This window comes from Novosphingobium marinum, from assembly GCF_013408095.1.
Lineage (GTDB): Bacteria > Pseudomonadota > Alphaproteobacteria > Sphingomonadales > Sphingomonadaceae > Novosphingobium > Novosphingobium marinum.
The window spans coordinates 98,702-109,149 of record NZ_JACBZF010000004.1 but is presented as its reverse complement, the minus strand read 5'-3'; the positions used below and the strand labels follow the sequence as shown (position 1 = coordinate 109,149).

At 64.4% G+C, this 10,448-nt stretch carries 10 protein-coding genes; 7 read left to right on the top strand and 3 right to left on the bottom strand.

The genetic code is table 11. From position 1 onward, the window contains the following. Positions 1–16: 16 nt before the first annotated feature. From tagH to FHS75_RS11945, 3 genes are read right to left on the bottom strand one after another with little or no spacing between them, the layout of a single operon-like run. A complete protein-coding gene (tagH, locus tag FHS75_RS11955) occupies positions 17–1,693 on the bottom strand; it encodes a type VI secretion system-associated FHA domain protein TagH (protein WP_179407926.1) in 1,677 nt (558 codons plus the stop codon). A gap of 60 nt (positions 1,694–1,753) precedes the next feature. Next, a complete protein-coding gene (locus tag FHS75_RS11950) occupies positions 1,754–2,299 on the bottom strand; it encodes a DUF6931 family protein (RefSeq protein WP_179407925.1) in 546 nt (181 codons plus the stop codon). Positions 2,300–2,311: 12 nt separating this feature from the next. Beyond that, positions 2,312–4,384, bottom strand: coding sequence for a type VI secretion system Vgr family protein (locus FHS75_RS11945; protein ID WP_179407924.1), 2,073 nt, complete (start codon positions 4,382–4,384; stop codon positions 2,312–2,314). Positions 4,385–4,580: 196 nt separating this feature from the next. Between FHS75_RS11945 and FHS75_RS11940 the strand changes: the two genes are divergently transcribed. The 7 genes from FHS75_RS11940 to tssE all read left to right on the top strand — a co-directional run bounded on the left by FHS75_RS11940 (position 4,581) and on the right by tssE (position 10,425). Further along, a complete protein-coding gene (locus tag FHS75_RS11940; RefSeq protein ID WP_179407923.1) occupies positions 4,581–5,180 on the top strand; it encodes an OmpA family protein in 600 nt (199 codons plus the stop codon). Between the two features lie 25 nt (positions 5,181–5,205). Continuing rightward, on the top strand, positions 5,206–6,279 hold the full coding sequence (locus FHS75_RS11935) for a type VI secretion system protein TssA (protein ID WP_179407922.1): 1,074 nt from the start codon (positions 5,206–5,208) through the stop codon (positions 6,277–6,279). A gap of 102 nt (positions 6,280–6,381) precedes the next feature. Then, positions 6,382–6,930: a type VI secretion system contractile sheath small subunit gene (gene tssB / locus FHS75_RS11930; protein WP_179407921.1), complete on the top strand. Its 549-nt coding sequence runs from the start codon at positions 6,382–6,384 to the stop codon at positions 6,928–6,930. 77 nt (positions 6,931–7,007) lie between these two features. Next, a complete protein-coding gene (gene tssC / locus FHS75_RS11925; RefSeq protein WP_179407920.1) occupies positions 7,008–8,504 on the top strand; it encodes a type VI secretion system contractile sheath large subunit in 1,497 nt (498 codons plus the stop codon). A gap of 95 nt (positions 8,505–8,599) precedes the next feature. Next, a complete protein-coding gene (locus tag FHS75_RS11920) occupies positions 8,600–9,085 on the top strand; it encodes an Hcp family type VI secretion system effector (protein WP_179407919.1) in 486 nt (161 codons plus the stop codon). Between the two features lie 6 nt (positions 9,086–9,091). After that, positions 9,092–9,880, top strand: a complete 789-nt coding sequence (locus FHS75_RS18190) for a type VI secretion system accessory protein TagJ (protein ID WP_179407918.1) — start codon at positions 9,092–9,094, stop codon at positions 9,878–9,880. Then, positions 9,880–10,425, top strand: a complete 546-nt coding sequence (tssE, locus tag FHS75_RS11910; protein ID WP_179407917.1) for a type VI secretion system baseplate subunit TssE — start codon at positions 9,880–9,882, stop codon at positions 10,423–10,425. The genes FHS75_RS18190 and tssE overlap by 1 nt, the downstream gene beginning before the upstream one ends. The last annotated feature ends 23 nt before the right edge of the window (positions 10,426–10,448 follow it).

Sequence of the window (10,448 nt, the reverse complement as noted above, 5' to 3'; positions counted from 1 at the left end):
GCGCGCTTGCGCTTAACTAACGCTTGTTTCGCGCCATTTCCTCGTAGGCGCGGCGGAATTCCTTGGCGAACATGTCCATGAACGCCTCGTCGGAGCCTTGCGCGACGCCGCCGAATTCCTTCTCGTAGGCTTTCCAGAGCGCGGCATCGCGGGCTCCGGGCAGGATTTTCGAGATCACGCCGGTATTCTCGGCCCGCTTGCGGATGGCGTCGGGGGAGAACCGGTCGAGCGTGGCGCGCAGCGCTCCCTGCATCGCCATCAGCGTCGCCATCTGGTGCGCCTGCAGGTCCTTGAACGCATCCTCGACCGCCTGCTCGGTGGACATGAAGCCGCGTTCGGGCGCGTTGAGCAGTTGCACCAGCGCCTGTTCGGGCGTGCGTGCGAACTTCAGCGGGTTGTTGCCGTCGAATTCGAGGCTGGTGCCTTGCGCACCCATCTGGTCCTTGGCGCGCGCCCGAGCCTCGAGCAGGACGACGAGACCGGAGATGAGGCGATAAAGCAGGCTGCCTGCCGATTGCAGGGTTTCCTGCTCGCCCTGTCCGAGGCGGGCCGGGTCCAGTTGCGCTGCACTCGCCAGCGCGGCGATGCCGCCGCCGCCCGAAGGAGCGGCGGGCGCGGGACCGGGGGCAGGTGGCGCTGCAGGGGACGGCTGCGCCGACGGCGGCTGGCCCTGCGGACCGCCCGGATGCGCGGTGGCGTTCGGGGCGGATCCGGATTGCGGCGCGGCAGGCGGCGCGGAGGGTGAGGGCGCAGGGCTGCCGAGGCCGAGCGGATCGGACGTCGCCGATGGCACGTGGTCGGCGCCCGGAGCGTTGGGCGTCGGCGTCAGGTCGACTTTCGCCTGCCCGAAGCCGCCGCGTGCCCAGTCTACCACGTTGCTGGCGGCGAACTTGCCCCAGACATCGTCGCCCGACGGCGGAAGCGGCGCGGATTGCGGGCTCGACCACGCCGAGGCGGGAGCCGATGGCGGCGGAGCGGCCGAGTTCCACGGTGAGGCCTTGGGCGCCTGTTCTTGTGTCGGCGGTGGCGGTGGCCATGCCTTGTCCTGTCCCGGAGCGGGCGGAACCGACGGCGGCGCGGAGGGACCCGGTTGCGAGGAACCGCCCCATTCGCTTGAGGAAGACCAGCCGCTTGGCGTCGGCGTGGCGGCGCGCGACGGCGCGCTGCTCCATCCGGAAGAGCCGCCTCCGCCGCCTCCTCCACCGCCCGACGGTGCGGGCTGGTTGACCGGGGCAGAGCCCCAGCCGCCGCCCCCGCCTGCGCCCTCGTCGGGATCGGCGGGAGGTGCGTTTCCGCCGCCGCCCGCGGCCTTCCAGCCTTGCCATTCGGGCGGAGGGGGAGGGCCCGCATTGGCCTCTGCCGCGGCCGCTGCCGAAGCCTCGTCGAGGCTGGCCGCGACTTCGAACTGGCCGACCAGGAAGATGTCGCCCTGCCTGATCTGGTGCGGTCCGTCGAGGCGGGCGGACTGGCCGGCAAGGAACGTGCCGTTGGTGCTGATGTCGATCAGCTCGTAGGTCTCGTTCGCGAAGCGGATTTCCGCGTGACGCGACGAAATGTGAAGCGCGGGATCGGGAAGGCACCAGTCGCACGTCGCTGCGCGACCGATCATCGCCCCGCGCCGGTCGAGAACCAGCGAGAGCGGCGAGCCATTGTCGAGCTGCGAGGCGTTGCGGATCGTCAGGGTCAGCGGCACGGTCTAAGGCCTAGCGTTGCGGTGGAGTTTTGTCATGCGCAAGTACAGAAAATCCCGCAACTATTCCTTGGCCATCATCTCGCCGAGCGCAAGGACCTTACGCAGCGCGGTGTCGGGATCGGGCTGGGCATAGCCGCCCACCAGGACCGCCGCCCCCGCCAGCTTGGCACAGACGTCCGGCGCGGGTTGCACCGGTGCGAGGTCGGCAGGCGCGATGGAACCGCCCGAGAAGAAGATCGCCATCGCCAGCAGCTTTGCCGGCGTATCGGGGCGGACCTGTTGCGCCGCGTCGTTCGCCGCTCGCCGCCGGGCGTCGTCCGGATCGTCGAGCCAGCGCAGCGAGGCGACCATCAGCGGGTCCTTACGATCGACAGCGCCGATCTCGAGCAGGGCCTGCGCCGCCCAGGCAATGCACTCGTAGCGCGGCAGCGCGTGTGCGAGGAAATTGCACGCACCGGTCAAGTCGCCGCTGTCGACGAGGCCCGAGTACCATGCGGGCAAGGTCTTCCCGACCGCCTCCCGGGTCGGCGAATCGGGATCGATCAGTTCGACCAGCTGCCCCGCGTCGGTCCAGGCGGAGCGTTTCCATGTCTTGGTTTCAGCCATGTTCGCGCACCCCTAGTTGATCATCACCATGCCGCCCTTGACCGTGACGAGGCCGCTGGCCTCGACAGTGGTCTGCCCTCCGCTCTTGAGGGTCGCGGTGCCGGTTCCCTGCGCGGTCAGCAGGGTGGTCATGGCCTTCAGTGATGTGGGATCCATCGTGATCGAGGTGCCGCCGACCTCGATCGTGATCTTCTGGTTCGCCTTAATGTGGATCGTCGTTCCCACGTCGATTTCAAGCGACTGGCCGATCTTGAGTTCGTCGCTGCCCTTGATATCGACCTCGCGGTTGCCGAGGATTTCCTGCTCCTGGTTGCCGTGAAGCTTGATCTTCTCGTTGCCGTTCTTATTCTTGTCGCCGACTTCCTTTTCGCGATCGCCCTTGATGTGGACCTTCTCGTCGCGGTCGACGGTCTCGGTGCGGTCCTGGCCGATCTCGATTGCCTGGTCGGTGCCGATATGGTGCGTCTCGTTGTCGCGGACGCGGATGTTCATGTCCTTTTCGGCGTGGATGAACAGCTCTTCCTCGCCGGTAGCATCCTCGAAGCGAAGCTCGTTGGCACCCGGATCCTTGGTGTCGAGCTTCTTGACGCCCATGGCGACGCTCTTGTCTTCCTTGTACGTCTTCGTGCGCCAGAGCGACTTGGTCTTGTGCTTGGGCAGCTCGTAGACCGGCTTGTGGCCGGCGTTGTAGACGCTTCCCACCACGATCGGCCGGTCGGGATTGCCGCCGATGAATTCGACGAGGACTTCGTGCCCGATGCGCGGGTGGGTTATCGTGCCGAGGTGACTGTGCTGCGTCACGCGGATCCAGCAGCTCGACTTGTCGTCCTTCTTCCCGTCGCGGTCCCAGTGGAACTGGACCTTGATCCGGCCGTATTCGTCGACCCAGATCTCCTCGCCCTCGGGCCCGGTGACCACCGCGGTTTCCGGTCCGCGGGCGACGGGCCGCGGCGTCGTCTGCGGCGCCCGGTACTGGGTGTCGTCGGGAATGCACGTGAACGCCACGGTATTCGGCGTGGCTTCGATGCCCGACCTGTACTGCTCGGCGGCAATCGTCGTCTTGAGCTCGACGATCATGTACCCGCGGTTGAACCGGTCGTGATGATGCTCGGCCAGCTTGAAGGTGTGGCCGGTCTGCGCGCTCATGTACGAGCTCTTGGCGAGGAACCGCACACGCATTGCCCGGCGCGCCTCCAGCGCGATCATGGCCAGCGTGTCGCCGTCGCCCGTTTCCCAGTAGCGGCCCGGCCAGTCGTAGACCTCGATCTTGTCGTTCTCGTGCGCGCTTTCCTCGGTCTTTACCGATTCGACAGAACTTCCCGGCGCCATGAAGTCGAAATCGCGCATCGTGAACGTCTGTTCGCCACCCGACTGGGCGATCTCCGTCCATTCCTGGACGAAGGTATTGCGCTGGCGCAGGTGGCGCTTGATCGCCTCGGGAGTCGACAGGCTTGCCGACACCGGATTGTAGGTCAGTTTCGAATTCGGAAGCGCGGGATGCGAGCTCGGCTTGTCGCAGATGATCAGTTTGTGGGAAGCGGCCTCGTGCAGGTAGTAGTAATAGAGGCCGTATTCCTCCATCAGGCGCGATGCGAAGTCGAAGTCGCTTTCCCCGTACTGCACGCAATAGGTTAGCTGGCGCTGCGCGCTGTTGGCCTTCGCTTCGAAAAGGATGCCGCATCTTTCAAAAGTTTCGGTGATGATCGACATGACCGACTTGTTCTGGAAGATGCGAAAATACTTGCCCTTCTGGTGAAGGTAGGCGTCGGGCTTCAGCGTGAACATGTAGAAGAAGCCCGGGGAGTCGTCTCCGCCCAGGCCCTCTTCGTACCTGAGGAACTTCGCATCGACCACGGTGCCGTGGAAGTAGCGGTTGTGCTCGCCCTCGGTCTGGGCCTCCAGTGCCGCCGGAAGCCCGATGTTGGGAAGCAGTTCGATTTCGACCTGGGTGATGACCTCGACTTCGATGTGGAAATGCCGGCTCAGGCCTTCGCTGGCCCGAAGCTGGAACATCTTGAGTTGCTCACCGCCGCCGTCACCCAGTGTAAGGGTAACGGTTGTCTGCCGATCATAGCCGTCAGCCAATGGCGTTTCCTTCCTTTAATGGCCGGAACGCGGATAATCGCCGTCCGGATTAAGTCCTTCGAAATACGCTCTTGCTGTTATGGCGACCCGCAGTGAATGCACGCTATCAGATTGGCTTGCGCATATGAAGTGTGATAGAAAGAACAATGTATCGAGGGTAGATGCGTATCTGCCCGTGTTCCATCGGAGATTTGTGATGCCGACACGTTTCCTGATCACGACCGCCGCGCTCTTGCTGCCTGCAGCAGCCATCGCGCCGGCTTCTGCCGAGGAAGCGCCCACCCGCGGGTGGACGTTCGGCACCAACAAGGCGAAAAAAGAAGAAAAAAAGCAACGCGTTACGCCGACGCCCGCGCCGCAGCAGCGCCGGCGCACGACGCGCGCGGCGCCCGAGCCGAAGCCCGAACCCTTCGAACCGAAGCTGGTTCCGAGCGGCCTGCTGAAGACCGCGCTGGCGCAGGGACGCAGCAGTATCACCGTGCAGTTCGAGCCGGGTTCCTCCGCTTTGCAGTCCGACGGGACCGAGCAGGCCGAAGAACTTTTTCGCGCGATTTCATCGCCCGAGCTCATCGGAGAGCGCTATCTGATCGCCGGCTACGTCGAGTCGACGGGCAATCCTGGTGCCAGCCTCGACCTTTCGCGGCAGCAGGCAGAGGCGCTCGTCGCCTATCTCGTCGAGAAGGGCATCCCCCGGTCGCGTTTCCGCGCCAGGGGCTACGGAGACGAGCGTCCGCGAGTCGGAATGGAAGCCACTTCCCCCGCCAATCGCCGCGTCGAGGTAATCAAACTCGATTGATCGCGGCGCCAGGGGGGTAGAAAATATGGCGATTGATATCGGGGCTCTGGTTGCGCCTCTTTCCGAGGAGGAGCCGTCGGGGCCCGATCTCTACGCCGATCCGGTGCGGCAGCAGATCGAGGCCGCGTTCGAGCGCTCGATCAGTGCCGATTCGGTCGGCGGCGACGACATCGACTGGGGCGAGACGGTCAAGCTGATCCTTGCCCAGGCAGAACAGACGCGCGACCTGTGGCTGGCCACCTACCTCATGCGCGCGGCCGCGCAGCAGCAGAAGTTCGAGACCCTTTGCGACGCAGCCGACTGGCTCGCCGCGCTGTCGAGCGAACGCTGGGCCGACGTTCACCCGCAGCTGGACGAGGTCGGCTTCATCGGGCGCAAGGCGCCCTGCGAGTCGCTGACCCGCATCGGAGAGTTTCTCGGCCCTTTGCGTGAGGTCCCGCTGATCGCGCACGAGCGGCTCGGCAGTTTCTCTGGCAGCGATTTCGAGCGCTTCGTCGACGAAGGCGCGGGCGCGGACGGGTTCGGCCAGTTCCGCGCGCTGGTCGAGGCGACGCCGGTCGAGGAACTGCAGAACATCCTCGTGCAGGTAGATCGCCTTGTCGACGCGATCCAGCGTACCGATCAGATATTTACCGAGAATGCCGAGGGCGACTCGGCCACCAATTTCGAGCCGACGTACCAGGCGCTCGACAAGATTCGCCGCGCGGTGAAGGCCAATCTGCCCCCCGAGGCAACCGGCGAGGAGCCGGACGACCCGGTGGAGAGCGACGGGCCGGTCGAAAGCGGCGACGGAGCGGCGACCGCGCCCAAGGGCGCGGGTTTCTCCGGCGGAATCAACAATCGCAACGATGTCGCGAGGGCAATCGACGCGATTTGCGCCTATTACGAGAAGTATGAACCAGGTAGTCCGGTGCCATTGGTCTTGCGTCGGGCGAGAGACTGGATTAGCCTCGACTTCATGGCGGTACTTGAGGACATCGCCCCGGGCAGCCTTTCGGAGGCCGGGAGTGTTCTCAAAAGCCAACGGGTTCGCGAAAATAACAGCTACGATTCGGGCAGCAGTTCGGACAGCGACAGTTCAAGTTCGGACGGCTGGTAAGAGATTTACGCGTCTGCCGACGCGATGTTGTCGGACGTGGTTCCATCGGGTGCGATTACTTCGCAGCCGGAGAATTGGTAACGCGAGCATCGGAGGGATTACATGGCGAAGAGTGGCCAGCGGTTCATCAAGGAGAACCGGGCACCCCGTGTCCATATCGAATACGAAGTCGAGACCTTCGGTTCCCGCCAGAAAGTGGAACTGCCCTTTGTCATGGGCGTGATGTCGGACCTTTCCGGCAAGAGCCACGTCGAGAAGAAGGTGCTTGCCGAGCGCAACCTGCTCGAATTCGACATGGACAATTTCGAGGAACGCATGGCCGCGATCGCGCCGCGCGCCGCCTTCAACGTAGAGAACACGCTCGCGGGAGACGGCGGCAAGATGGCCGTGGACCTGAACTTTCGCTCGATGGAGGACTTCAACCCCGGCGCCGTCGCGAAGAACGTGCCCGCGCTCAAGAAGCTTCTCGACGCGCGGCAGGAACTCAACGACCTGATGCTGTTCATGGACGGCAAGGACGGCGCGCAGGACCTTCTCGAGAAGCTGATGAAGGATCCCGATCTGCTCAAGTCGATGACCGCCGCCAAGGCGCAATCGCAGGAAGCGGACTCCGGTGCCGATGCCGCGCCGGAAGACGAGACCAAGGAGTAAGGGAGAGCGCGGGCCGCCGGATACCGATCCGGCGGCCCGGTTGCTTCGGATAACCAAGTTGTTTTGGGGAACAGCAAATGTCGACTGAAAACGTCCAATCCGCAACTGCCGCGCCGGCAACCGAGACCGAGAGCGCGCCCGACGATTTCTCGGCGCTGCTGCGCAAGGAATTCAAGCCGGCGAGCGAGGAGCGCGCTTCGCGGATCGAACAGGCCGTATCGACGCTGGCCGAACAGGTCCTGCAGGACGAGAGCCTCGTCTCCGACGATGTCTTCAAGACGATGGACTCGCTGCGTGCGGCGATCGACAAGAAGCTGTCCGACCAGATCAACGAGATCATCCACCATCCCGACTACCAGAAGCTGGAAAGCGCCTGGCGCGGACTGCACTACATGGTGATGAACACCGCGACCGGGTCCGACCTCAAGATCCGCGTCATGAACATCTCGAAGGACGAGGTCCGCAAGATGTTCCGCCAGTATCGCGACGCCGCGTGGGACCAGAGCCCGCTGTTCAAGAAGATCTACGAGGCCGAATTCGGCCAGCTCGGCGGCCAGCCCTACGGCGCCTTTGTCTGCGACTACGACTTCGATCATTCCGCGCCCGACCTCGAAATCCAGAAGGGCCTGTCGAAGATCGGCGCCGCGGCGCACGCTCCGTTCATCGCCGCCGCGGCTCCGGGCCTGCTCGGCATGGAAAGCTGGACCGAGCTTTCCAATCCGCGCGACCTCGCCAAGCAGTTCGACGCGACCGACTACGTCGCGTGGCGCACCTTCCGCGAATCGACCGACAGCCGCTACCTTGCGCTGACGATGCCGCGTTTCCTCGGCCGCCCGATCTACGGGCCGAAGACCGAACCCGTCGACGAGTTCGACTTCGAGGAGGATACCGCCGGCGATCACGACAAGCACCTGTGGGTCAATTCGGCCTACGCGATGGGCGTGCGCATCACCGAGGCGTTCAGCACCTGGGGCTGGTGCACCCGCATTCGCGGCGTGGAAAGCGGCGGCACGGTCGAGGGCCTGCCGACTTCGATGTTCCCGACCGACGAAGGCGGCGTCGACCTCAAGTGCCCGACCGAGATCGCGATTTCGGACCGGCGCGAGGCGGAACTGTCCAAGGCGGGCATGCTCGCGTTGGTGCATCGCAAGAACACCGACCAGGCGACGTTCATTGGCGCGCAGACCGTCCACAAACCCGCTGTTTACGAGGATCCCGCCGCGACCGCGTCAGCCAATCTCTCGGCGCGACTGCCGTACCTTTTCGCCAGCTGTCGCTTCGCGCACTACCTGAAGTGCATGGTGCGCGACTGGGTGGGCGGCACGCGCACGCCCAAGCAGATCCAGGACGACCTGCAGGGCTGGATCGCGCAGTACATCGACGGCCAGCCCGACGCCTCGTCGGAAGAGACCAAGGCGCGGCTGCCGCTCAAGGAAGCCCGCGTCCAGGTCATCCCGGACGAGGAAAATCCCGGCTACTACAAGGGCAAGTTCCACATGGTGCCGCACTACCAGCTGGAAGGCATGGACGTGGCGCTCAGCATGGTTTCCCGCCTGCCCAAGCCGGCGGCATAAGTTTCGTATTCAAACCATCGTCACGCAACGATGGGGTAAGCGATGGGTCGCTCTTCGAACTGACGTTACACTGTTAACCAAAAGGAGAAGCTGCCATGGCTTCAGACAATTTTGTAAAGATCGGCGACATCAAGGGCGAATCCAAGGTCAAGGTCCTTGGCGAAGACGGCTGGACCGAAATCATGGATTTCTCGTGGTCCGTCGTTAACGGCGGCACGATGCAGTACGGCCAGGGCGGTGGCGAAGGCCGCGCCCAGTTCACCGACCTGTCCTTCAACAAGTCCGTCGACCTCGCGTCGCCGGCGCTGATGGAAAACTGCGCCAAGGGCACGCACATCGACAAGGCCCGCCTCGTCGGTCGCAAGGCCGGTGGCGAGCAGCTCGACTACTACCTGATGGAGATGAAGCACGTTCTCATCACCAACGTCTCGAACGTCGGTGGCGCGGACTCTCCGATGGAATCGGTCTCGCTCAACTTCGCGGCGATCAAGTTCAAGTACGTCGCGCAGGACGAAGCGACCGGCAAGGCTTCCGGCAACGCCCAGTTCGAGTACGACCTCAAGACGCGTACGCCGAAGTAAGCGACCGTGGCGGACGCGGATACCCTCCTTCGCGATGGCGATGTCGACGCAGCGCGCTCCGCGCTGGTCGACATCGTTCGCACGAAGCCGGGCGACCAGACCGCCCGCATGTTCCTGTTTCAGCTCCTTGCCGTCTCGGGAGAGTACGACAAGGCGCTGAAACAGCTTGAATCGCTCGTGCATCTGAGCCCCGAGGCGCAGATGCTGGGCGTCACCTACAACCAGGCGATCGGCGGCGAAAAGCAGCGCGCCGACGTTTTCGCGGGCAAGGCGGACCTGCCGCTCCATGCCGGCGAAGGCGGCTGGGCCGAAGGCGTGGCGAAGGGCATTTCGCTCATCGCGCGCGGCGACGTCGAAGGCGGAATCGCCGCTCGCGACGAAGCTTTCGACAACGCGCCCGACATGCCCGGCACTTTCGACGGCACCGCGATCGAATGGATCGCCGATGCCGACAGTCGTTTCGGCCCGACGTTCGAGGCGATCATCGGCGGCCGTTACGGCCTGATGCCCTTCGACGAAGTGGAATGGATCCGCTCAGAGGGGCCGCGCGACCTGCGCGACATGATCTGGTATCCGGTGCAGATCGGCTTCCGCAACGGTCAGTCCGGTGCGGCCTTCCTGCCCGCCCGCTATCCCGGTACCGATACCGACGGCACCAACGACCAGAAGCTCGCCCGCGTCACCGACTGGCAGGAACGCGAATGGGGCGACGCAGGCATCGGCCAGCGCCTCTGGACCCTGTCCGACGGGACCGACAAGGGCATTTTCGAGCTACGCAATCTCGAATTCGACTGATGGCCGCGGAGGGATCACGCCGGGGCCATCTCGATCCGACGATCTTCGACAAGCTCGTCGCGGACCAGAACGTTCGCGGCATGCGGGGCGACGAAATCCAGGACCTCGAGGAAAAGCGCGACACGATGCGCTATTTCTCCGTCCCCCAGATCGAGAACTTCAATGAATCGGCGCTGCGCTCGACCGTGCGGCGCGAACTTGGCTGGCTGCTCAACACCACCAACCTCGAATCCTCGATCGACCTCGATCCCTACCCGCAAGTGAAGACCAGCGTCCTCAACTACGGCGTGCCGGACATGGCCGGAAAGGCGATCAGCAACCGGCTCGTGCTCAAGCGTGCGCGCGATATCCGGCAGGCGATCCTTGCGTTCGAACAGCGGGTGGAGAAGTCCTCGCTCGAGGTCGAACCGCTGGCCGAGGTCGAGCGCGAGAATTCGATTACCTTCGTCATCCAGGCCGACGTGCGCTCCGCCGTCAGGGCGATCCCGGTCAAGATCCGCACCGACCTCGAGGTCGATACTGCCTCGATGACCGTGCGCGAGTAACGCGGGGGGCAGCGGGGGCATGG